Annotated in this window: 30 protein-coding genes and 1 pseudogene; 24 read left to right on the forward strand and 7 right to left on the reverse strand. The window is 47.1% G+C overall.

Translation table 11 applies throughout. The annotated features are described in order from the left end of the window. Positions 1 to 19: 19 nt before the first annotated feature. Positions 20 to 232 carry a helix-turn-helix domain-containing protein gene (locus I1H34_RS29000; protein ID WP_212666812.1) on the reverse strand — a complete coding sequence of 71 codons (213 nt, stop codon included), beginning with the start codon at positions 230 to 232 and terminating at the stop codon, positions 20 to 22. Between the two features lie 359 nt (positions 233 to 591). Here I1H34_RS29000 and I1H34_RS29005 point away from each other — a divergent pair, with 359 nt between their 5' ends. From I1H34_RS29005 to I1H34_RS29090, 18 genes are all read left to right on the forward strand, one after another. After that, entirely contained in the window at positions 592 to 858 is a 267-nt protein-coding gene (locus I1H34_RS29005) for a hypothetical protein (RefSeq protein WP_212666813.1), read from the forward strand. A 61-nt stretch (positions 859 to 919) separates the two neighbouring features. After that, positions 920 to 1,264, forward strand: coding sequence for a DUF3768 domain-containing protein (locus I1H34_RS29010; RefSeq protein WP_212666814.1), 345 nt, complete (start codon positions 920 to 922; stop codon positions 1,262 to 1,264). Between the two features lie 85 nt (positions 1,265 to 1,349). After that, positions 1,350 to 1,580: a ssr2422 family thylakoid membrane protein gene (locus I1H34_RS29015; protein ID WP_212666815.1), complete on the forward strand. Its 231-nt coding sequence runs from the start codon at positions 1,350 to 1,352 to the stop codon at positions 1,578 to 1,580. A 226-nt stretch (positions 1,581 to 1,806) separates the two neighbouring features. Then, positions 1,807 to 1,962, forward strand: a complete 156-nt coding sequence (locus I1H34_RS29020) for a hypothetical protein (RefSeq protein ID WP_212666816.1) — start codon at positions 1,807 to 1,809, stop codon at positions 1,960 to 1,962. Positions 1,963 to 2,004: 42 nt separating this feature from the next. Then, the gene (locus I1H34_RS29025) at positions 2,005 to 2,508 is read left to right on the forward strand and encodes an HAD-IIIA family hydrolase (protein WP_249370280.1); all 504 of its coding nucleotides are present in this window, start codon (positions 2,005 to 2,007) and stop codon (positions 2,506 to 2,508) included. 171 nt (positions 2,509 to 2,679) lie between these two features. Continuing rightward, the gene (locus I1H34_RS29030) at positions 2,680 to 3,060 is read left to right on the forward strand and encodes a hypothetical protein (RefSeq protein ID WP_212666818.1); all 381 of its coding nucleotides are present in this window, start codon (positions 2,680 to 2,682) and stop codon (positions 3,058 to 3,060) included. Beyond that, on the forward strand, positions 3,057 to 3,503 hold the full coding sequence (locus I1H34_RS29035; RefSeq protein WP_212666819.1) for a hypothetical protein: 447 nt from the start codon (positions 3,057 to 3,059) through the stop codon (positions 3,501 to 3,503). Before I1H34_RS29030 ends, I1H34_RS29035 begins: the two co-directional genes overlap by 4 nt. Then, entirely contained in the window at positions 3,500 to 3,814 is a 315-nt protein-coding gene (locus tag I1H34_RS29040; RefSeq protein ID WP_212666820.1) for a hypothetical protein, read from the forward strand. Before I1H34_RS29035 ends, I1H34_RS29040 begins: the two co-directional genes overlap by 4 nt. A gap of 363 nt (positions 3,815 to 4,177) precedes the next feature. Then, positions 4,178 to 4,459, forward strand: coding sequence for a hypothetical protein (locus I1H34_RS29045; protein ID WP_212666821.1), 282 nt, complete (start codon positions 4,178 to 4,180; stop codon positions 4,457 to 4,459). Between the two features lie 93 nt (positions 4,460 to 4,552). Continuing rightward, positions 4,553 to 4,849: a hypothetical protein gene (locus I1H34_RS29050; RefSeq protein ID WP_235112217.1), complete on the forward strand. Its 297-nt coding sequence runs from the start codon at positions 4,553 to 4,555 to the stop codon at positions 4,847 to 4,849. A 276-nt stretch (positions 4,850 to 5,125) separates the two neighbouring features. After that, positions 5,126 to 6,151, forward strand: coding sequence for a phosphoadenosine phosphosulfate reductase domain-containing protein (locus I1H34_RS29055; protein WP_212666822.1), 1,026 nt, complete (start codon positions 5,126 to 5,128; stop codon positions 6,149 to 6,151). An 11-nt stretch (positions 6,152 to 6,162) separates the two neighbouring features. Beyond that, on the forward strand, positions 6,163 to 7,614 hold the full coding sequence (locus tag I1H34_RS29060) for a DNA cytosine methyltransferase (protein WP_212666823.1): 1,452 nt from the start codon (positions 6,163 to 6,165) through the stop codon (positions 7,612 to 7,614). Positions 7,615 to 7,765: 151 nt separating this feature from the next. Further along, the gene (locus I1H34_RS29065) at positions 7,766 to 8,893 is read left to right on the forward strand and encodes a hypothetical protein (RefSeq protein WP_212666824.1); all 1,128 of its coding nucleotides are present in this window, start codon (positions 7,766 to 7,768) and stop codon (positions 8,891 to 8,893) included. A 43-nt stretch (positions 8,894 to 8,936) separates the two neighbouring features. Next, positions 8,937 to 9,554 (forward strand): MT-A70 family methyltransferase, encoded by a 618-nt coding sequence (locus I1H34_RS29070; RefSeq protein ID WP_212666825.1) that lies wholly within the window; start codon positions 8,937 to 8,939, stop codon positions 9,552 to 9,554. A gap of 2 nt (positions 9,555 to 9,556) precedes the next feature. Beyond that, the gene (locus tag I1H34_RS29075) at positions 9,557 to 10,006 is read left to right on the forward strand and encodes an ASCH domain-containing protein (RefSeq protein ID WP_212666826.1); all 450 of its coding nucleotides are present in this window, start codon (positions 9,557 to 9,559) and stop codon (positions 10,004 to 10,006) included. Further along, a complete protein-coding gene (locus I1H34_RS29080) occupies positions 9,996 to 10,799 on the forward strand; it encodes a DUF5131 family protein (protein ID WP_212666827.1) in 804 nt (267 codons plus the stop codon). The genes I1H34_RS29075 and I1H34_RS29080 overlap by 11 nt, the downstream gene beginning before the upstream one ends. Before the next feature lie 15 nt (positions 10,800 to 10,814). Next, entirely contained in the window at positions 10,815 to 11,162 is a 348-nt protein-coding gene (locus I1H34_RS29085; RefSeq protein WP_212666828.1) for a hypothetical protein, read from the forward strand. A gap of 440 nt (positions 11,163 to 11,602) precedes the next feature. Next, the gene (locus tag I1H34_RS29090; protein ID WP_212666829.1) at positions 11,603 to 12,259 is read left to right on the forward strand and encodes a hypothetical protein; all 657 of its coding nucleotides are present in this window, start codon (positions 11,603 to 11,605) and stop codon (positions 12,257 to 12,259) included. 106 nt (positions 12,260 to 12,365) lie between these two features. Here I1H34_RS29090 and I1H34_RS29095 read toward each other — a convergent pair whose 3' ends face one another. Further along, positions 12,366 to 12,725: a response regulator gene (locus I1H34_RS29095; RefSeq protein ID WP_212666931.1), complete on the reverse strand. Its 360-nt coding sequence runs from the start codon at positions 12,723 to 12,725 to the stop codon at positions 12,366 to 12,368. A gap of 124 nt (positions 12,726 to 12,849) precedes the next feature. On the opposite strand from I1H34_RS29095, the gene I1H34_RS29100 reads away from it, so the two are divergent. The 3 genes from I1H34_RS29100 to I1H34_RS29110 all read left to right on the forward strand — a co-directional run bounded on the left by I1H34_RS29100 (position 12,850) and on the right by I1H34_RS29110 (position 15,074). Further along, the gene (locus I1H34_RS29100) at positions 12,850 to 14,094 is read left to right on the forward strand and encodes an ISL3 family transposase (protein WP_212666794.1); all 1,245 of its coding nucleotides are present in this window, start codon (positions 12,850 to 12,852) and stop codon (positions 14,092 to 14,094) included. Between the two features lie 234 nt (positions 14,095 to 14,328). After that, on the forward strand, positions 14,329 to 14,751 hold the full coding sequence (locus I1H34_RS29105; RefSeq protein ID WP_212666830.1) for a hypothetical protein: 423 nt from the start codon (positions 14,329 to 14,331) through the stop codon (positions 14,749 to 14,751). Then, positions 14,751 to 15,074: a hypothetical protein gene (locus I1H34_RS29110; protein WP_212666831.1), complete on the forward strand. Its 324-nt coding sequence runs from the start codon at positions 14,751 to 14,753 to the stop codon at positions 15,072 to 15,074. Before I1H34_RS29105 ends, I1H34_RS29110 begins: the two co-directional genes overlap by 1 nt. A gap of 70 nt (positions 15,075 to 15,144) precedes the next feature. Here the strand turns inward: I1H34_RS29110 and I1H34_RS29115 are convergent, their stop codons facing one another. Next, entirely contained in the window at positions 15,145 to 16,086 is a 942-nt protein-coding gene (locus I1H34_RS29115; RefSeq protein WP_235112210.1) for a ParB/RepB/Spo0J family partition protein, read from the reverse strand. Beyond that, positions 16,083 to 16,850 carry a ParA family protein gene (locus I1H34_RS29120; RefSeq protein WP_212666832.1) on the reverse strand — a complete coding sequence of 256 codons (768 nt, stop codon included), beginning with the start codon at positions 16,848 to 16,850 and terminating at the stop codon, positions 16,083 to 16,085. Before I1H34_RS29120 ends, I1H34_RS29115 begins: the two co-directional genes overlap by 4 nt. A 108-nt stretch (positions 16,851 to 16,958) precedes the next feature. On the opposite strand from I1H34_RS29120, the pseudogene I1H34_RS29125 reads away from it, so the two are divergent. Next, a pseudogene (locus I1H34_RS29125) lies at positions 16,959 to 17,471 on the forward strand (uridine kinase family protein); the annotation flags it as partial. 40 nt (positions 17,472 to 17,511) lie between these two features. Then, positions 17,512 to 17,586 (forward strand): DUF4113 domain-containing protein, encoded by a 75-nt coding sequence (locus I1H34_RS32440; protein WP_249370308.1) that lies wholly within the window; start codon positions 17,512 to 17,514, stop codon positions 17,584 to 17,586. A gap of 144 nt (positions 17,587 to 17,730) precedes the next feature. Here I1H34_RS32440 and I1H34_RS29130 read toward each other — a convergent pair whose 3' ends face one another. Both I1H34_RS29130 and I1H34_RS29135 read right to left on the reverse strand, forming a co-directional pair. Beyond that, positions 17,731 to 18,732 carry an ankyrin repeat domain-containing protein gene (locus tag I1H34_RS29130; RefSeq protein WP_212666834.1) on the reverse strand — a complete coding sequence of 334 codons (1,002 nt, stop codon included), beginning with the start codon at positions 18,730 to 18,732 and terminating at the stop codon, positions 17,731 to 17,733. Positions 18,733 to 18,915: 183 nt separating this feature from the next. Then, positions 18,916 to 19,590 carry a site-specific integrase gene (locus I1H34_RS29135; RefSeq protein ID WP_212666835.1) on the reverse strand — a complete coding sequence of 225 codons (675 nt, stop codon included), beginning with the start codon at positions 19,588 to 19,590 and terminating at the stop codon, positions 18,916 to 18,918. Positions 19,591 to 19,642: 52 nt separating this feature from the next. On the opposite strand from I1H34_RS29135, the gene I1H34_RS29140 reads away from it, so the two are divergent. Then, complete coding sequence (locus tag I1H34_RS29140) at positions 19,643 to 20,926, forward strand: IS256 family transposase (protein ID WP_212666775.1); 1,284 nt, start codon at positions 19,643 to 19,645, stop codon at positions 20,924 to 20,926. Here the strand turns inward: I1H34_RS29140 and I1H34_RS29145 are convergent. Next, positions 20,887 to 21,690, reverse strand: a complete 804-nt coding sequence (locus tag I1H34_RS29145; RefSeq protein WP_212666836.1) for a tyrosine-type recombinase/integrase — start codon at positions 21,688 to 21,690, stop codon at positions 20,887 to 20,889. The two genes, I1H34_RS29140 and I1H34_RS29145, sit on opposite strands and share 40 nt — an antisense overlap. Positions 21,691 to 21,984 lie beyond the last annotated feature (294 nt).

Genomic DNA, 21,984 nt, shown 5'->3' on the forward strand with positions numbered 1-21,984 from the left:
GGGGCTGAGGAGAGATTGGCTATACTTCAGGCTTAATTCTCACGAGCAACTCTGTAATCCCGCAGTTAAGAGCGTCACAGATTTTTTCAAGAGTATCGAACTGAATACCCTTAGCTTTTCCCTGCTCAATTTTTTGAATATTTTGAGGAGACATGCCAGTTGCTCTTGCTAGCTGGTTTTGGGAAAACCCTCTATTCTCTCTGACTTCTTTCAGTTTAAAAATCACAGCCATTACCAAAAACTACTACTAGTAGTAACACAACAGATAGAAGTACAGCGAAGAGTGATAAGCCGTACTGATCGATTCTCCCCTGAATATTACTAATAGTCATACAACAAAGGGTTGTATAATACTGTTAATAGTATTATTATAAGTAGTATACAAGGAAAGGAAAGCGCCCAACGAAAGGCTTCCACCGAAATAGTCCAGAGACATGATCTTCTAGGCAGAGCACAAGGTCTTCCAGACTGGGTAAAGAAGCTAGAAGAAGCAATCAAAGGATAGATACAAAATTTTTATTAAAAGAGCCGCTGACTTTCTAGCAGGAGACCCAGCGGCTCTCCATGTAAACCCTCTACGAGGTTCACGACATGACTGTAGCACTTCTGACCCCAGAGCAACGATATGCTGCTCTCTATCCATCAACGGTTAAATTCGATATCACCATTGACTTCTACCCTGGTGTGGAAGAAGACGGTGAAGAACTTGACCTAAGCATTGAGCTTCCCAGTCAGGCTCATGTGACCAGTCGCCAACAATGCGAACGCTGGGTAGTAGAAAACTATCCTTCAGGGCGGCTGATCAGTGTCCAGCCTATATTTACGACTCAGCAGTTACTCGCTGAAGACGAATTCTAACCCATCCATCTGGGGCACCTCTGCCCCTTCGACCGTTTCAGGAATTTCAGAGGACAATCTTATGACCACTACAGAAGTAACCCAAGCCCCCACCATTGCCCAGCTCAATGACCGCTTTCGTCAAGGTGACCATACCCTAGGCCAGGTCTACACCACTCAGCTTGTTAAAGGTCTTTCGTCAGAAGCTCAGCAAGAACTCTTTCGACTGGTCCGTGTGTTCGATGATTTCACGGAAGATAATGACCCGTGGCAAGAACACGATTACGGGCGGATCGAGTTCCAGGGTGAGCAATATCTCTGGAAAATTGATTATTACGACAAAAGCTTAGAATACGGCTCGGATGCCCCTGGTAATCCAAAGGTTACCACCAGGGTTCTGACTCTGATGCACTCCAGCGAGTACTAGTATCCCGTCCCTTCTGCGCCCTGGCTCTTGGCTGGGGTGCCCTTCTTCTCTGATTGATACAATGATATTAACGAAGGAAAACGATATGACAGCAGCATCACCTGACAGAGATGACCGAATAGAAAGCACTCTAGAGACTGTTCTAGAGAAGATTCAGCAGATTGATACCAAAGTAGAAAAGCTGGATACCGATGTTCGTGCTGCCAATGAACGAACTGATACCTACTGGGAAGCCTCGAAGCTGCTGATTAATCTGGCTTTTGGATTGATTGCAACGGCTGTAATTGCCATCATCATTCCTGCAGTGTTAAGGTAATTCCCATTCCTTCATTTCATTATCTCCAAAGCACCCCGGCATCTACTGTCCGGGGTTTTTCTTCTGAAATATTGGCGGGATATCTCCAAGCCTTGCAACCCAATTAACAGCACCCCCTCCCCCAAAACCTTCTCTTTTCTTTCTTATCCTTCTTGTTCCCCTCACACTCATTTGCCCCCTGGTTCACTGCTAGGGGGCTTTCTTCTGAATCATCGGAGGCAATCCCATGAAAATCCACATTGCCAAAATCGAAGTCTGGAATGGCCGCACGTTCCAGCTCATTGACTTTCAGCAGGCCCAAACCCAGGAAAGCCTTGGGTCGGTCATCAGGGAGTATGTTGCCGCTATGGATTTGAAGTTAGTCTATTGGTGTAAGCAATAGGTCTAAAAATCAGATAAGACATTGAATGTCTTATCTGAAATAATGAAACTCATCATTCTAGATAAGGATGGCACTCTCACTACCCCCAAAAGCGGCAAGAAGTTTGTGCAAAAACCAGAGGACCAAATATTACTTCCTGGTGTTTTGGATGCCGTGAGATGGCACACCTTACAAGGTCATATGCTTGTCATCGCCTCAAATCAGGGAGGTGTATCAGCAGGGCATAAAACGATTGAGGAAGTGATCTTAGAGATGAAATATTGTTTACATCTACTCCTCGGGATACAGTCAGCCTATTTTTGTCCTGATTTAGAGGGCAATCAATGCTGGCATGTGGAACGGCAGAGCAGCTCCCAAATAGAGGTACTGAGGTTCAAAGGCAGAATGCAAAAACCTGGAGACGGGATGATTCAGCAAGCGCTTTTAGACCATCCTAGTGTGTCTGAAATACTATTCATTGGTGATCGCCAGGAAGACGAGCAAGCGGCCCATACCGCTGGGGTTGCATTCCAAAGTGCAGAGAGTTGGAGATTGCCCAGAGAATAAGGCTATCCCTGGTTCTTGTGGATGCGACCACTTGCTGCTCGTTGACAATCGCATCCACGATACAAACTACATCGAAACTTTTCCCTATCTTCCACCTAGAAAAAGACTTCACACCTATTGAACTCCCCTGGCCTATCTGCTGGGGGTTTCGCGTATCTACTGGAGAAAAAAATGACCATAAACTTTCCCCTTCCCACTCTCAAAGCCCAAACCAATGTCACCAGCTACAGCAGAAACCCCGCTGATCATCCCACCCTCGAAAAACTCTCAAATCTTCTCCCCGCCCTTACCCAAGATGCCCTAGCATCCCTCAGTATCATTGCCCTCAATGAAGGCTATGCACCTGTCGTTGTGCAGGTAGGTTATGGCTGCGGTTGCAATACCTTTAATCGCTGCATCGAACTGATCCAAGACCTCTCCCAGGCTGGCAAGGTTGCCCTGGTTCGGAGTGTTGCAGAGCTGCTGGCAGTATCGCTTAGCCTTCCAACTCAGCCCCAAGAAATTACTCTGCCCCCTGTGCTATCTTCGCTGACCAAAGGAGTAGAACAATGACACAAATACTAACTGCTAAGGTCAAATTTCCCGCTAAAGAATGGGATACCCAGCATGGTCCAAGACTCAATGCAAAAATCACACTCCCTGATGGAGAAGATATAAAGATTTGGGGTAATCCCGATGATGCAGTGCTCAAAGCTCTCCGCAAAGGCCAACCTGTCCAGGTCGCTAAGGATAGCAAAGGCAAATACAGCCTAGTGGAGCAAGCCCCGGTTCCAGGTCAGCCCCTGGTGGTCGAGGCACCACCCCTGGATACTGGGGAGATAGGGGAGGATGCCAAGAGTGCGATCGCAAGTTACATTTCCCACCGAGCAGCCCTCTATTCCTTCTGCTACCAAGAAGCATCCAGAGAGCTAGGAAAGCATGAAGTAAGTGAAGAGACGATTAAGTGTGCGGCCAGTACCTTGTTCATATCTGCTCAGAAAAAGTTTGGTATATGAACCTGACCATTGACTGGCAAGCACTGAAGACCCTGACGGAGTATTGCCGGGAGGATATCAAGGGCTTCTGTGAGGATGAGGGCTTTCCGGTTTACCCTAGTCGCCTTCATCCTTTCCAAGCCCTGTTTCTCCGCAATTTGCTGTTGTGCAACTGGTCGGTGCGCGAGGGGTATTTCGCTTATTACTGGCAAGCTCAGCAAGCCTTCGAGTTGTTCTGGGCAGAGCTGCCCGATGATGTCAGTGATTGCCAGTTGACGAAATCTTGGATTGCCTGGTGTGAGGTTGGCTTGAGCAACAAAAAAGGCAGCTAACTCAGAAAGCTACCTTTGGAATTCTAATGAATAAGACATGTGCTTAGGGTTCCCACTCTGACAGCATTCCCAACATCCCAAGTCATAGGACTACCAAGAAATTCCTTGAAAAAAGGCGATTCCCATACCTGAAAATCGCCTTGGACTATGTAATTCATATTTCCATTTCTCAAGGAACAACATATCACGGTGCGCTCCCTTGCCCTGCCACTGCGATGTCATCAAGTCCTATCTGGAGTGGAAGCACCAGAAACCCCGTAGTTAGGGCCGTCTTGACTCAATCGAATCAATGAAAAAGGCGATTCCCAACTAGAAGAATCGCCTCAGCCAATAACCAATTAAAACTACTAGGAAAAATTTATCATGTTTTCCAAAAAATCTGTGCGGCCCTTAGAGGTGCCGTTAGTTCGTCGTTGCTTTAGTTGTCATCAACTGAAGTTTGCGATCGCATCCCAAGTATTGATCCATAAATCCTCTGGCTACCCCTATCGTCGCTGGCTTTGCGAGGACTGTGGACAGTCACGAGGTCTATATCCGACACAAGAATACCTAAAGAATCTTCGAGAGATGGACGCAGGGGATGAGGCAAAGGTGAAACTGAAGGTTTTGCTCAGGTGTGAGAGGTCAGTGTTGGTGAAGACATAAGACGTGGATATCTACGCCGATATCAGGCCAAGAATCAACTTTTGAACAACTATCGAAGCTCTATAAAAATCGCATAACTCAAACAGGAGGTAAATGATGCAGTGCCTTAAACCGTTGACAGCCTCGATCGAGATTCAAGAACTGCGGGAAGTGGGTTGTGATTGGAGCGGTGACCTGTTTGGCTACTATGCCATCGGTCATCACGATCCAGTGGCTTTTATCCAGGCTGTTAACGCTGAACATAATCCAGATTGTCCTGTTGAAGCTCAACAAGTTCATCAAGGATTTTGGATGGAATATCCCCTAGAAATCGATAGTGATTGCTACTGCTTTAAGACATGCAATGCAGATATTGAAGGCGCGATTGCCGTCACCTATATCGAAGTTTAAGGGGAGCCACAACCCCAATTAGCCAACTAAATATTGGAGGAAACTCTCATGCGCGATTTAGTCTACTCGCCTCAGAATCATCTCGTGTACTTCCTCGGAACTCTCAGGAGACAAAATGGCACCCGTCTCAAGGTGTTCTCAACCGTTTCCAGGCAGCACGTTCTGATGATTGCCAAGAGTAAATCAGGGAAGTGGAGCAAAGACTTCACTTCTGTCAAAATTACGGATTTACGCCCCGCTGTCAGACTCAGATTGTGTTGCTAGGGGGTGAGGATCATGAGCGCCACCCAAATGGTCTTGCCCTTCCAAGTGCCCGGTGCCTCGACGCTTCCTGATCTGTCCACCTATGATCGCATTCTGGTCGCCTTCTCCGGTGGCAAGGATTCTATCTGCTGTCTGTTGCGACTACTGGAGTTGGGTATCCCCAAAGACAGGATTGAATTGCATCATCATTTGGTTGATTCAAGGGGCCACAACCTTTTCGACTGGCCTGTCACCGAGAGCTATTGCCGCAAATTTGCCCAAGCCTTCGACCTTCCTCTGTATATGAGCTGGCTAGAAGGTGGGCTAGAACGCGAGATGTGTCGCAAGGACCAACCCAAAGCACCCACACACTTCCAGACTCCTAATGGTGAGCAAATATCTGGGGGGCAAGGCAAGCCTGGAACTCGGCGCAAGTTCCCAGCAAAGACCGCTGACCTCAAAACTCGGTGGTGTTCTTCCTATCTGAAGATTGATGTTCTCAGCACCGCCATTGCCAATCAATCTCGGTTCAACCATGCTCGAACTCTGGTGGTAACCGGAGAGCGGGCACAGGAGAGTGCCGCTAGAGCAAAGTATCTCACCTTGGAGCCACACCGAACTGATCGGCGGGATAGCCTCAAACTCAGGCGACATATTGACCACTGGCGACCCGTCCACTCATATACGAGTGAGCAAGTCTGGGAGATGATTCAGCGCTGGGGAGTCCTGGCACATCCTGCCTACTACCTCGGCTGGGGTCGGCTGAGCTGTCAGTTCTGCATTTTCGGCTCACCTAATCAGTGGGCTTCTAATGCGGCCATCTCGCCAGAGCGCACAAAGCGGTTGCACCAGTACGAGCAAGAGTTTCAACACACCATCGACAACAAGCTTTCCATCCCAGACATGGCCGATAAGGGAACGGCTTACGCTGCCATCCACCAGCATCCTGATCAGCTTCGACTTGCCCTGAGCAATGAATACACAGCCCCAATCCTCGTTGACCCGAATACCTGGACCCTGCCTGCTGGGGCATTTGGGGAGAGCGCAGGACCGACTTAAGGAGATTAGACATGAAGAAAAAATCTTACATCACAGTCACCGACCAATTTGCTGGGTGTGGTGGTTCGAGCAGTGGTGCTGCTCAAGCGGGCTGTGAAATCGTGATGGCAATCAACCACTGGGAAAGGGCCGTTGAAACCCACAATACCAACTTTCCCAATACCGCCCATGATTGCCTGGACATCAGCGCTTGCGACCCTTGTCGCTATCCCAGTACGGATATTTTGCTGAGTTCGCCCGAGTGTACAAACCATACGATTGCGAAAGGAAAAAGACGCAAAAACCTGGGCCAGATGGACTTATTTAATCCCCAAACCATCGACCCGGCTGATGAAAGATCAAGGGCTATTTTATGGGATGTCGTCAGATTTTCAGAGGCCCATCGGTACAACTTCATCATCGTGGAGAACGTTGTTGAGGTGCGTCACTGGATCCTGTTCGATAGCTGGCTTAATGCCATGCACACCTTGGGATATGACCATAAGGCGGTATTCTTCAACAGCATGTTTGCCGAAGCACCTCAAAGCAGGGACCGTGTTTACATTGTCTTCTGGAGGAAAAACAACCCTAAACCCAACCTCAGCTTTACCCCCCTGGCCCATTGCTCCGAATGTGGCGAGGTCGAGGCCATCCAGTCTTGGAAAAACCCATTCAAAAAATGGGGGCGTTACGGCAAGCGCAATCAGTATGTTTATCGCTGTCCCAGTTGCGCTCAGATCGTGGAGCCTTACTATACCCCAGCCTATACCGCGATTGACTGGAGCTATCCCAGTATCAAGGTGGGTGAGCGCAAAAGACCACTGAGGCCAGCAACTCTAGACCGCATTCGTAAGGGATTGGAGAAGTTCAACAATCCTGTCCTGGTAGAAACGGCTTACGGCAAAGACACGAGCAATCGGGTTCGGAGTGTGGAGGGGATTCTTCCCACCCAGACTGCCCGCCAAACAATGGCCTTGGCAATGCCGTTCATTGTCAGGAATTACACGGGGGCGCAGGCCGCTAGCATTAGTGAGCCACTGCCCACAGTCACCACGGTTGACCATAATTCGCTGGTGCAGCCGTTTATGGTGACACTCCGAAACCACAACCAAGCACACTCACTGGAGGAGCCGCTAGGTACGGTCACCGCTGGGGGAGGGCATCACGGTTTAGTTCAGCCTTTTCTAGCTAGCTATTACAGTGGCTCAGATCAAGTCTGTGGAGTGGATAAAGCCATTCCCACCATCACTGCCGGCGACCGCCATGCCCTGGTGCAACCGGATCGCTCTATCTCTGTTGAAGACTGCTATTTTCGCATGTTGCAACCTCATGAAATCCAGGCAGCGATGGCCTTTTCTCAAGATTACGTCGTGATTGGCAATAAGCGAGAGAAGGTTAAACAGCTTGGCAACGCCGTTACTCCACCCGTAATGCAGATGATTGTGCAACGTTGCCTTGATTCCCTGTCATCCTCAAATTTTTGAAACCACAAATCATTTCAGAATCTCGCTGGAATTTGAAAACTTAGGAGGCAATTATGAATAGCTACACTCTTGTCTGGTGGCTCATCTGGCAATCCCTCTACTTCGGCATGTTTCTTTATTTCTTCCTCTATGATGCCTTGAGGAGCTACCCATGATTCACGTACTCAACTTTGGCATGGGCGTAGATTCCGTCGCAATTTTGCTTTCCTGGATTTACAGCCCCAAAACCCGCCCTTTTGCTAGTTTTGATGATTTGATATTGATAACTGCCCAAACGGGTAACGAACATCAATCCACTAAGCACTTGGTCGAAGCACACATCTTGCCCTTGCTCAGGCAACATCAGATTCGCTTTGTCCAGGTCGCCAAGGCGGGTCACTCTAAAAAAGATGGATACACCGTCTTGAGTGATACTCGAAACCCCCAGATCTGCCATATCGAAGGCGATTACACTCTCGGTCATTCTCTCAAAATTGCAGGCACAAGCCAACCTGTGAGTGGTGCCCATACCTGTGCCATGAAGTTTAAAGGTGTCGTCATTGATAGCTGGATATCGGATCATCTCTCTGGTGAGGCCATCGGTCCATATCTGGGTTATTGCAAAGGGGAAGAAAAGCGCTCAGCCAAGTGTGCTGATTACCCCTGCATGGGGTCTGATTATCGATTTCCGCTCCAAGAATGGGGCTGGGATAGACAGACCTGCATTGACTACATCCGTGAAAAGACCGGGGCAGATTGGCTCAAGTCGGCCTGTGTTTTCTGTCCCTTCTGTAAGCCCGAACAGGCGAGACAGCGCTGGGAAGCTGAACCGGATGCGGGCCTGTACGCCTTGGTTTTGGAAGCTGCGGCGCTTGCCCTCAACCCCAGAATGAAGCTTTTTGCCAGTCGTTCTGCCTGGGAGGTTGCTCCCCAATCTGTCAGGGAGCTGGCAGTGAATCACCTAGACTCAATTGACTGGGCGGTTTACCGGGTCGAGCGCATTTATCAAGGTAAGCAAATCAGTAGGCGAGTCACGCGAGTGTCTGAGCCGATGCATCGCAGTGCTGCTGATGCTCAAGTCAGTGTGATTGCCAAGCAACACGGCTGTGCTTGCGATGCATCAGACCCGACCTACGTCAGAGCTTATGAGTATCACAAAAAATCTAATGAGTCCCTGACCTGTGAAGGGTTCTGGGTTGCTGCACCTGGATTTATTCAAGATAAGGTGCATCGACCGAATTACTTTGAGCAGACCTGGCAAGAGGCGACCGGGAAGGTCAAGCAGCTCTCACTAGTTTGAATAATTTGACTGAATACAACTCTCTATACCTTGGAGCAAAACCATGTATGCCCCCACTGACAAGCGTGGTCAGCAGAAGCTTGCTATTACGCTCAACCTTGTTCCGAATACCCCAGCCCTTCCTGTGGGTACCTATTCCCTGATCGTGGCTGATCCACCGTGGAGCTATCACCTCAGAGAATCTGACAAAACCCATCGGGGGCGGTGCCCTTATCCCTCGATGACCGATGAGGAAATCATGGCGATGCCTGTGAGTTCGATTGCGGCTCAAGATTCTTATCTGTTGTTGTGGACGACAAACAACCACCTACCTTTGGCCTTCAAAGTCATGGAGTTATGGGGGTTTGAGTACAAGGCACTTCATACGTGGGTCAAAGTCACACGAGACAGGTCCAAGATCCGATACGGTATCGGACACTATGGGCGAAATTGCACCGAACAAATTTTGGTAGGCCGCAAAGGTAAGGCCAAAACCTTTACTGCTCTCGGACTGACCAATATTCCCACTGCATTCCAGGCTCCCCTTGGTCAGCACTCTCAGAAGCCAGAAGAGTTTTACCAGATGGCAGATCGGCTAGGTGATGCCCTCGGTGGTCAGCGGATTGAGTTGTTCTCTCGGTGCCCTCGTCCAGGCTGGGAGAACTGGGGAGCGGAGGCATAGCCATGAAAATCCTCACCCTCTGGCAACCGTGGGCAACCTTCATTGCCCTGGACCTCAAGCGCTATGAAACCCGATCATGGGGCACTCGCTACCGAGGCAAGCTAGCGATTCATGCGGCCAAGCGACCTATCGGTTTAGACGGGCAAGCCATAGTGAGCCAAGTTAATGATCTGACGGGTGGCAAGGTGCCGCGCAAACCATGTGATTACCCACTCGGTTGCATTGTGGCAATTGCGGATCTGGTGGACTGTCCCCAGATGGACTCGAAGCTGATCAGCAGACAAACCGAACTGGAGCTGGCCGTGGGGTGCTGGCAACCTGGGCGCTTTGCATGGCAGTTAGGAAACATCGTTGTACTGCCTGATCCTATTCCCTATCGCGGGAGCCAGGGACTCCGGGATGTCCGACCTGATGTACTGAAAATTTTGATGGAGTTAACCAATGGAGAATAGCAAGATTGAGTGGACTGCAACTCAAAAACCAGATGGGACATGGGAACCTGGATACACTTTCAACCCTTGGATCGGCTGCGCCCACATCAGTCCTGGCTGTGCAAATTGCTACGCCGAAACCCTGATGGATAAAAGATATCATCGCGTGAAGTGGGGTAAGAACGGAACCAGATCGCGCACCTCAGAAACCTATTGGAAGCAACCCCATAAGTGGAATCGCAAAGCTGCGAAGTTCGGGGTCACTAAAACTGTGTTCTGCGCGTCTTTAGCCGATGTGTTTGAGGACCGAGATGATCTGATCGATTGGCGATTGGATCTGTTTGATACTGTCATCGACAAAACGCCCAACCTAACCTGGCTTCTACTCACCAAGCGGGTAGATGTTGCGGCTAAGTTTTTCCAATTCAGACAAGCAATACCCAACGTCTGGTTGGGCCATAGCATCTGCACCCAGCATGAATATGATGTCGTCATTCCCAAGCTAGCAAAGTTGCGGAAGAAAGTTGGTGGGATTTTTCTAAGTTGCGAACCCCTGCTTGAACCCTTGGATCTTGGTGATTCTCCCGCGAATTGGATTATTGCCGGGGGTGAATCTGGCCCTGGCGCACGGCCTTGCGATGTGGACTGGATTCGCTCAATTCGGGACCAATGCAAGACCGCAGATATACCCGTGTTTATCAAGCAGCTCGGCAGCAAACCCGTGGGTGTTCCCAAACTCCGTTCTGCGAAGGGTGGAGACATTCACGAGTGGCCTGATGATTTGCGAGTGAGGGAATTTCCAGAGTTTGGATGATGGAGGTGATTGTGGATGCTGAGTGAAGATATAGAGGGTTGGCGAGTGGGTCTAAAGTCTGAGACTCAAATCGGCCTGGAGTTTCAGACTTTGGAAATATCTGGGCCAGGAAATTTGAAGATTGAGATCCAACGCTTCGTTCTATCAGATGTTGCCATTGAGGGCTTTGTGAATTTGGAAAAAGAGCCACCACTGTATTACAAATTGGGTTTCTCGTATTTTGAAGTGGCGAACAAATGCAAGGTGTATCTCGATTATTATTTTACGGGGGAGCCAGAAGCATATCTGATCGTGGGATGCGCTCATTGGGTGATACCGTGCAAATTCGCACAGAAACTCGTCCATGTTTTCTTGCTGGGCTAGGTATTTGCCAATTCAGCACAGTTGACAAAACATGCCCATTTTGTCAGTACAGGAGACGAAAAAATACTGTTCTCAATCTCGTGTTCTGTCTCAGTCGTCATCAAATTAATCGCTTCCAACACAGTTGATTGAGAAAAGTACACTAAACATCAGCAAAGGTTAGTCTCCCTCCCCCACCGATCAGAAACCCTAATCTCCCAATCATTGTAGTACCAAGCCATTCACACTACCCTAGTCACTAGGCAGTGGGACAGACCCACCCAAAGTTTTTCCTCCAAATCCAACCCGCCTACGGCTCCAAATCGAGCCTGATTTTTGCTGGCGGTATATTCCCCAAGAGGCAAAGACCTCCCTTTCCGTTTTCTCAATATCAATATGGCCGACTTGGTTGCACATGCCAGTCGTGCCTATCCACTATTCGTTCTTAAAGGACAACACTCATGAGATTGATTACAAGCATTCAAGTAAAGCAAGCCGAACACACTGAAGTCATCGACACTGCTGCTACCCAAGTGGGCCTAGCTGCAAACAAAGCCTTCCTGTTCGTCATCCGCAAGGAAATCCAAGGCTGGAAAAACCTGACGGCCCTCATCTCTTGGGGATTGTCCAAGGTAGAACAAAAGCATGGCCCCATCTTTGAGGAAGTCAAAGGACGTACTGTAGCTGTTTTCCGCAAAGGTTGTCAGCAAGAGACGGTGTTCGTACAGGGGCTAATCAAGACCCAGCTCACGGATCGCCTTGATGCCCACTGGGAACTGCACGATAAGGCTATCGACTGGTTCAAGGTCCAGACTCAGGCATTCCTGGCCGATAGCCCGGTTGAGGATACTTCTGAGGTTGATGCTGAGGATCAGGCTCCTGATGTTGCGGAAGACCTGGAGGAGCTTGCATCTGTGGCTGAAGTGGAGGAGCCTATCAGTGAAGTTGAGGAATCCCCTGTCCTTGTCTTCGACCCTGACCCGCTGGATGATGAGCTGGGTGTTCCTCAAAACCCGACTCCTGTTGTGGCTAGTGGTGGGGGCAAGCGTCGGACTGCTAAGAAGAAAGTTGAGTCATCGCTGTCTAGCATGATGAGGGAAGAGGCCGCAAAGTCTTAGCCATGCAACCCCAACTCCCAGCCTCTAGAGAGAACTGGGGGTTAGGGTATCGTGTCAGGTATCCTAATCTCACCAATTGAAAGAAAGCTGTTTTTCAGCTCATTGCTTAGATAGCAGATTTAACAGCTTTTAAAAAATCTTCACGGGTGTAGGGCTTGGTAATGTATTCATCTGCCCCTTGCTTTCTACCCCAGAGCTTATCTAAATCCTGATTCTTAGTCGTGCAGATAATCACAGGTAATTGCTGAGTCGCTTCGTTCTTCTTTAGACTTCGGCACAACTCAAACCCACTCATTTCCGGCATGACCACATCGGTAATGACAAGATCAGGCTTTTGAGTTTCAGCTTTGCTCAACGCATCTTTGGCATCATCTGTGCTGACCACAAGATAACCCGCTTCTTTTAAATATAGACACATTAGCTTTAGTTCAGCCGGACTATCATCCACTACTAAAACAGTTTTCACTTGTTGTTTCTCCAATAAAAAATGGCTCTCCGGTAATTAGCGTGGTGACACCCTACATATAGTGTTTATTCCTTAGTCATCTCCTATGGAATGATCTGAGGAGGTACTTCAGAACGAGAGTGTCATGGATAACTCAATTCGCATTCCCCTCAACCTTCCCGATGTTCAAGTTCTAGAGCTATCGAAGACGGAACGAGGGGATTGGCTGATCAAAATTGAGAGTACTCTGCAAGGAACAACCTGCCACAAATGTGGACATGAGATTACTGACCTTCACTGCCATGATCAGGCTCTTCGAATTCGTCACATGCCATTGTTCGAAGTACCAGTGTATTTAGAAATTCGGCCCAAGCGCTATCGATGCGGGTATTGCGATGACCATCCCACAACAACTCAACGCTTAGAATGGCATGAACCTCGCAGTCCCAATACAAAAGCTTATGAGCATTGGCTTCTGCGTATCCTGATCAACTCAACGGTCTCAGATGTTGCTAGAAAACTAGGCGTTAGTGAAGGTGTCGTCAGTGGCATTATTGATCGCTGGATTGCCTGTCAAGTTGACTGGAGCGAATATTTAGACCTCAAGGTTATCGGGATTGACGAGATTTCTCTGAAAAGAGGCCACCGTGATTTTGTAGTTTTGATCACGATTCCTACCACAGGCGGAGTAGACATATTGGCAGTTCTGGCTGACCGTAAACAACAGACCGTTGCAAATTTCCTTAAATCGATTCCCCTTCATTTACGCCAAACCATTGAGCGGGTTTGTACTGATATGTATCAAGGATTTGTCAGTGCAGTCCGTGAACAACTCCCTCAATCCAAAATTGTCATTGACCGCTTTCATGTGGCCAAAGCCTATCGTAATTGTGCCGATACAGTTCGTAAACGGGAGGTCAAACGTCTACGCCAAGAACTCCCTAAGCAAGACTATGACAGTATCAAAGGTGCGATGTGGGCCTTTCGAAAACGGCCTGAGAATCTCCAGGAGTCAGAACAACAGTTGCTTGAGCGAGTGTTTGCTTATTCTCCTGAGATGAAGCAGGCCTACAAACTCCGAGAGGAATTGACACAGATATTTGAGGGTAGGTACACCAAAAACGGAGCTAAATGTGCCATCCGGGCTTGGTGTAAACGAGTCCTCAAAAGTGACATCAAGGATTTTGAGAGTTTCCTGATCACTGTCAACAATTGGATGGATGAGATGACCAACTATTTTCTGGAGGGATGGACCAGTGGCTTTGTCGAAGGATTTAACAACCGAGTTAAGGTCCTAAAAAGACGATGCTACGGTATTTTCGATATTGAAAGGCTCTTCCAAAGGATTTCGCTTGATCTCAATGGGTATCAGACTTTTGCCTTGACCTAAACACTATATCTAGCGGCTACCACGCTAATTCCCAGAGAGCCTAAAAAATAGAGGTAAGCTCGTAAACAATGGCTCCACCTGATACATTTAGGGTGCCCTTTTTTTATCTAAGGCTTGCTATTTCTTACGTCGAAAATCCGCCTCCAGTAATGGATGTGTACGCGATTGAATAGGCACAAACCTTAGAAAGTGGAGTGAGGCGGTGCTAATATTCTGCTAGCGCGGATTAATCAAATGGTTTGTATCCCAACTCTTTCTCTCAAGCAATTAGCGATTGTGAGGCTTGCCAAAAAGTATCCTGGTAAGACGATTAAACTGTATTGTGAAATGCCAATCATCAATCATGGTGAACCCTCAACTGGATATACAGCCGTTATTCAGAAGCTGATTGATTTAAATTTGATTGAAGTTAAGTCCAAACTGATGCATTTTGATTTCTCGCGGTTTCAAAAGAAATCATGGGCTAAGTTCAGCGCAGATATAGAGTATCCCTCTATCCTCGTCTGGGAAAGATGGCGAGATAAGTTTATTGCTAGGCAGAAAGGCTCGGAACGTGTAGCCGTACCTGGGAAAGATTTTGAAGACTTCAGCTATGTGTGGATTCAAGAAATAGGAGTTCAGGTGATTCAACCCAGGGAAGACTCAATCCTCCAGTAGTGCAACATCTCCAAGTAAAGCCAGGGAGCGGAGCAAAGGCACGGCTTTGCGATGGCGACATTGCCGATCTAGGGTGCGCTAAGCTCTTGCTTGTTTTGGGGCACCCACTCTCGCATCATCTCAAGCCCATCATCGACTCAACAGCAGCCCCCGGAACCTGCACTGCGGCGAGCGGTTTTTCTTCCCTTAACATCCTCACTAACAACCCCTCATTCCCATTTGCGAATCTCCCTGAGACTTTCCTCTATCCCAGATTCCGGCAAAACTTGGCAGACTCGACCCTAGCGTTGCACCAGATTGGCTTATTTAGATCAGACTCTTGAAAATCCTTCAGAAAATGTTTGCTGGAGTTACATAATGTAATTTTGAAGTGCTTTCCGTCGGATATCGTGGTTAATCCTCACCCTCAAGTAGCCTTGTTAACTGCAAGAGAAGTCTTTCCAGTTGCTTTTTCTTTTTGGGATTTTTCCAGATCTTTGACTTTTTAACTTGTTTATAAGCTTGGTCAATATCCTGCATAAGAGGTCCGCCTTGATTAGGCTTTATGCTTTTTGGGATAAGTTCTTGGACTCTTAGTTTAATTTCAGCGAGAGTTAAGTCATTTTTTATGGCAGTCTTTAGTAATCGCTGCCTTTTAGGCTTATCTTGAATTCGGGCGATTATACTTCCTTTAGTATATTCTAATTTCCCATCTCTTACTGCATTTAAGACATCTGTAGGCCATTTCAGTAAAGGCAGACGATTCCTTACAAAAGATTTCCATGTCATGCCACCTACTGTCTTGAAAATAGTTTCTATTATTTCTGCCTCCGGTTTACCCGTAACGTTACGGGTAACTTTACCCTTTGCTTCATTATCCATCCGTTGAAGAAGGGCAATTATGGAGTCACGCTTCTGCTGAAGTTGATAAGACAGCAGATAGAGAATTCCCTCAGTTTCTTCAACTGGATTAAGATCTTCCCTCTGTAAATTTTCAACAAGTGCAAGTTGTATTGCTTCTTCATCAGTTAATTCACGAATTGATACTGGGACTTCTTCAAATCCGGCTGATTGTGCAGCACGTAATCTTCTCTCTCCTGCGACTAACTCATACCTATCCTCAGAGATAGGACGCACGATTAGGGGTTCCAAAATTCCATGAGTCTGTATAGATGTCGTCAATTCCTTCATCTTTTCAGGATTGAAGTAACGACGAGGTTGCTCTTTTGATGCTTGGATCTTAGATACTTCCAGAGTATGTTGATAAAAAGAGCTTGAATTCTTAGGTAAAGGTTCAATCAAAGCTCTTACCCCGCTCATAGGTTCATATGGGGTGCGTTCTTTACGTCGTGTCACAATAATTCCTCTAAGTCTTTTGCAATTCCATCCAATATAGTTACTGCCGGATGACGTGAATTATATACAGCGAGTGGTTGTCGTTCTTGTGAAGCATCAGCAAATGCAGTTGAACGAGGTATTGGTGGATAGACTTTTGTGATAGGAGCAAGTTGTGATTTTAAGAATTCTAGGGCTTCCAAGTCTTGTATTGTTCCTTTTGTATATAAATTTGGAATTAAACCTGCAATCTTTAAATCATGTTCTAGTACTTGTCTAACTTCAGCGATCGAATTCAATACTAGGTCTGTTCCTTGTGTACTTTTAAAGTGTGTTTGGCTTGGAATGAGGACATAATCTGATGCAACTAGTCCTAGAATACTCAAAATTCCTAGAGTTGGTGGTGAATCTATGAGTATGAAGTCATAATTGTTCTTTATCGGAGAAAGAGCTTGCTTCAACCGAGATTCACCACGAAGAATAGATGAGAGTTGTTGTTCAGCGGCACTAAAAAGAATATTTGAAGGTACTAAATCCATGCCATGCAGAGTGCAAATTGGAAGAGGCTCTTTGTCCAATATTGAATTCTTGATGGTTTTCTCAATCTGGTTAGGTGCTAACCCCATAAAAAGTGTGAGGCTTGCTTGAGGATCAAGATCAATTAACAATACTCTTTTATCGCTAATCGCTAAGTGATAGCCTAAGTTCATAGTTAGTGTACTTTTTCCAACCCCACCAGCTTGGTTAAATAATGAGATAATCCTCACTTTCCTCGAATTCTTCATGAGGTGGCAATTTATAAATAGAAGACAGCCATTATTGTAAGTGCTATTGACCCAGCGAGATTAGGTAGAGATTATGAGATCCACTAATCTTTTCATCCCACCCCACCCATGACTACACCCACAATCATCGGCATAGCTGGCGGCAGCGGCTCAGGTAAAACCACCCTGGCTAATGCTTTAGTCGATCGCTGTAATGGCAGTGCCCTAATCATCAGTCACGATCGGTACTATCGGCATATGCCCTGTGGTAACTATGATCTGCCAGAAGCTCTGGAGACTGACCTGATGATCGATCATCTGAAGGGACTGCGGTCTGATCACCCTGCAGAGTTGCCTGTGTATGACATGATAGGCAATTCCCGAAAAGAAGAAACTGAGCTAGTGCATCCCCATCCGATCATTATTGTCGAGGGAATCTTTGTGCTGACCCTGCCCGAAATTCTGGAGTGTCTGGACTTCAAGGTTTACGTCGAGACTCCAGATGGTCTACGGATGAATCGGAGGATTGTCAGGGATGGCAAGGAGAAGCTGAGGTCAGAGTCCAATGTGATTCAGGAATGGCAGGCTAATGTCATGCCTACTCATAAAGAGCTGGTTGCGCCTGGTGCTGCATTGGCAGATCTCGTGGTGTCGGGTGAGGGAGATGTGACAGACCTGGCGAATGCAGTCCAAGTGGCGATCGCCGAGGTATACGACATACTGGGCTGAAGTTGCCCGTGGCGAATTGTTGAGTTAGCTGGGGTAAAATCGCAACAAACAACAGGATAACAACTAGATCTGACGATTTCCTTATTTCGTCAGTGCTCTGCTATATCGAGACTCCCCGGTTTTAATCGCTCTAATCAGTTCTTGTCCCATCCATTTTTTGCACTAGAGTCGATCAATTTGCCACGCTCCCTAAAGTCATTTCCATTTCATTAATTGCAATATCAATTAACTCCTCATCGAAACCTTTATCCTGCTCAAAGTCACTTGCTAAAAGCAAAGCTGACTCACCCTTCATTCCTTGATGATGTATATTTGCACCTGCTTGAAGTAAGAGATTGACAATCTCTACTTGACGACTTTTTGATTCTCCAAAAACAGTCTTTGTCCCAAATGTCCAAGGGATATGAGCATCAACAGCTATCATTAATGGTGTCCAGCCATCTGTTTTGTTAGGAATATCAACTGATGCACCTAATTCAATCAGCGAGGAGGTTGCTTTAACATATCCGTTGTGAGCAGCAGTCCACAGAAAGGTACATCCATTATCTAACAAGGTATTGATATCTAAACCTTGTGATATTTGGCTTTGGCACCTTTCCAGAAATTGAACAGAGAGAGAACTGATCGTATCGATTGGATCTTGTTCAAAAATAGTTACCTTAGCTAAATCAGTCAGCCACTGACCGATATCATCTTGATTGCCTGAGCTTGGACGAGCATTAACCGTCCGTTGAAATGTAGCTTCATCATCTGAACTTGAAATTGAGTGATGCTGGATTCCTTCAGCTAAGTGTAAGGTTGCCTTCCTGCGATGGCTTATAGAAGCTAAAGGAGCCAAGAAATTAAACACTTCTTGTTTCCCACGAGCAGCAGCAGTTATTAAAGGATCTGAGGTAAACCTGTCTTCATCATCTTCAAAACCGAAATCATCAAACTCAGGATAGGTATTTTCTGATTTTTTGTATATTTCTAGAGGTTCTATTGATGCTCCATTCTGTACTAATAGCTTAACGACGTCTAATCGATCACTCATTAATGCTAAATAAACAGGACTTTCAGGGACTTCTTCTTGAAGAATATAGTCACAGCTTGTTGTTCTTTCAATCAAGGATATAAATCTTTCCAATGGAGAATTTTGAGAAATTGCTCGTCTAAATTCTTGTGAAAAATCCATAGATACTCTTTGACCTAAAAAATTATCTAGTGCTGTTTCCTGACAAAGTGGCTACAAATGAATACACTTAATACTTAGTGATTCCTTCTTTAACTATTTTGGCAAGGCTTTACTGCTATCCAATGATTTCTTGAAGACCTAGTGTTTTAGAATCAGCGGGAGCAACCCGCTGCCCCCTCACTATCAAGCCATCCCCAACCACACCACCTTCACCGCACAATCATCTAGCTCTGCCAGTAGCTCCATATCCCATTTCATCTGATCGGTGATAGCAGACAACGCATTATCTTCCTCAACCAAAACCGTCAGCTCATACTCATTCCCCCTCTTCTTAGGTTTGACCATCTGATACGAACTCAAGACCTTTTCCTCGATCGCTTTCCTGACCGCACTCTTCTTCTTCCCTGAAACCTCAAGAGTCAGCCCTACCTGGACTGCATTCAAGGGCATATCCACAACCCTAATCTTGGGCCAGTTCGCACGCTCATCAACGATAGCCTTCAGCTCAATTGCCTTTTCAGCCACTGGCACCTCACTAAAAGCCACCAGCTCCTCCAGCGGCATCGGCTGTCGTTCCACTTCCCCTTTACTTTCTAAGAACACTCCTTTAGCCGTCCGATACCGGACCTTCTGGGAATAGACCTCGAATGCCTTTACAGATCGCTGCCGCATCAACGTCATCGCCAAATATGCATCCATGCCATTCTCAATTAATTGACTCGCATAGGTATGTCGTCCTTTATGGGGATGAATATCAGGCCAGCCTGCATCTTGGGCCAAGGCTTTGACCATCTTATAGATCCCCTCATACCCCAACCGTTGACCCTTATTTCCGTAGTGTCCCGATTTATTCGCCATGAGTTGAAATTCCTGAAATGCTGTATTAATAGTGACTTCAGAGCATTTCTTGATGAACATTGCCCAGCGCGAACAACAGATTATCCGCATCCAATCCCAAAGCTCCTATGCCTCTATTAACGAAGCCCTGGAAGCAACCCTACGCCTGGAAGCAAGCCAAGTCACCCAGAAAATAATAGAGGCAGCACTAGACGAAGAAGTGCAAGCCTATCTATCCCAACTTCAAGGGACTCGACCTCGGCGCTCAGGTTATTATCAACGGGTTCTAGATACGCAGTATGGCAGGATCCCTCAACTGTCTGTCCCTAAACTACGTAAAGGGAACGCAGACCGAGAGTGGCAGATTTTAGAACGTTACCAACGTGCCCTTGGCAGTCTCCTCGATTTTTGCCTCGGCCTGTATGTCATGGGTTTATCGCTTCGGGACTTGCAAGAAGCTCTCTATGAGATTCTAGGAGCAGTCTTATCCGTTAATGCCATTAACCGAATTACGCTAAAAGCTCAGAAGCAAATGTTCCAAAGGCGTCAGACTCGTCTTGAGGAAACCCCTCCTATTCTGATTGTCGATGGTGTTTGGGCTAGTGTTCAGTGTTCCTCAGAAGACTTTTGGGAAGACCAAGCTGGGCATATCCGGAAACTACGCCATGCAGAAGACCGAGTCATTCTAGTCGCTATGGCAGTGTGGCCCGATGGCACCCAAACGGTGCTTCATTATGAAATGGCGACGCAAGAATCGGAGGCAGCTTGGTCACTATTCTTTGCGCATCTGTGGCAACGGGGATTGCAACCCTATTCGGTGAAGTTGATTGTGAGTGATGGTACGACTGGGTTGCCTAAGGTGATTCGTGCTCTGTTTCCCCTCGCACAACATCAACGCTGCATTACCCACAAGGTTCGAGCCATGCTGCGGCATTTAGGCTATGGGCAATTGTCGTACCTGGATGCGCAAGGACAAGAGCTTTCACTTCCTGAAGCTAAGAAACAGCGGTATGCACAAATTCAACATGATGCCTACGCCATCTATAAAGCGCCCACCTGGGAAGGGGCAGTTATTTCATTTCTGGTGTTTGAGAAAAAGTGGACAGACATCGAACCTGACGCCGTCAGAACCTTTATCAACGATTGTGCCCTGACTTTGAACTTCTATGATTTTGATGCATCTCTTCACTCACTCATTCGAACCTCAAATGCACTCGAGCGGTTGTTCCGGGAATTCCGAACCAAGGCCGATGAAATTGGTGCGTTCCCTAATGAAGAGAGCTGTTTAGCAATTCTCTTCCTCGTTTTTCGTAGGGATCATGCCAAGCATGATCGGCTCAAAAACCGTGGCGAATAAATCGGGACACTAACCTTATTTCGATGACTCGTAGAGACAAACATCGGATCATCCGCTGTCATCCCTCCCTCACCGTCCACCATCCGAACTCGAAGATTAGCCCGCAGTGCTTCATCGGTTTGCTCATCGACAGGCACCCGACCCACGGATCCATGCTTGGCCTGACGGATAGTGATTTCCACCCCGTTATAATCCCCAGCATTGAGACTAGAGATTTCCTCTGCCCGCATCCCGGCAAACACCATCAAACAGAGGATCGCCCGATCTCGTCTCTGTGTCTTCCGCTTCTCCAGTGCCTCAAACAGTGCTTCCACCTGAAACAGCTCTAGATTCTTCCCCTCCGTCTCTGGCGTTACTGGAATACTAATGGCCGCACCGGGATTGTCCTCGATATACCCAGCCTTCTTAAGCCAAGAAAAGAAGCTTTTAAGAGCCGTCAATATTGCCCCTACCGACCCCTGCTTTAACTGCTGACCTGACTCTAGATAAGTCTTGTAGCGTTTCAGATCGTTCATAGTAATCTGATGCCAGTCCTTGTTCACCCACAAACTGAACTGTCGTAGATGACGTTCATAGTTGCGTCGGGTGTTAGCCGCCAGGTTCTTCAGGGTGAGGAACTGTTCGATTCTGACTTGACGCAAGTTCACCACCGCTGGCTTAGGCAAGGGCGTTTCAGATGCAGGTTTGCTCTCCTCTAGTTTTTCTGTGCCGAACTCAATCAGACGGACGGTTGGGATGTCGGAAGTTTGAGAGAAACGCGACATAGATTTGACCACAGAACGAACTTGAAGATCACTATATAAGATCGGTGATTGTTACTCCAGATTTCTATATATAGCACTACGCATTTTGCTTAGGACGGATTTCATGCTTAGAAGCTGGCAACCGAATAGTTCTGCTCGATGAATGTCTTAACACGCTTTAGTAGCGCTATAAAATCTGGAATAAGAATCACCGATCTAATAGTGTGATCTTGAACTTCATGCTCTGTGGTGTAATTGATGTTGCGTTTTGCTCAACGCTCCGACATTCCACCCGTCCGTCTCATTAAGCTTGAC

The sequence above is a fragment of the Acaryochloris marina S15 genome, from assembly GCF_018336915.1.
Lineage (GTDB): Bacteria > Cyanobacteriota > Cyanobacteriia > Thermosynechococcales > Thermosynechococcaceae > Acaryochloris > Acaryochloris marina_A.